Genomic DNA, 211 nt, shown 5'->3' with positions numbered 1-211 from the left:
CGAAGTGGCTAAACGCGGCGGACTGTAAATCCGCTCCTTCGGGTTCGGCAGTTCGAATCTGCCCCCCTCCACCATTTTTTTAAAAATAACCTGAGAGGGTTTATTTTTTTGAAAAGATAACCATACTAGTAAATATTAATGGGCTATAGCCAAGCGGTAAGGCAACGGACTTTGACTCCGTCATGCGCTGGTTCGAATCCAGCTAGCCCAG

The 211-nt window shown here is 46.9% G+C and carries 1 tRNA gene; it reads left to right on the top strand.

Features of this window, described 5'->3' with window-relative positions:
• Positions 1-139 precede the first annotated feature (139 nt).
• A tRNA-Gln gene (locus JDS82_RS29520) sits at positions 140-211 on the top strand.

The sequence above is a fragment of the Bacillus cereus group sp. N14 genome (assembly GCF_016483555.1).
GTDB lineage: Bacteria > Bacillota > Bacilli > Bacillales > Bacillaceae_G > Bacillus_A > Bacillus_A wiedmannii.
This window is presented reverse-complemented; position numbering and strand designations above follow the sequence as displayed.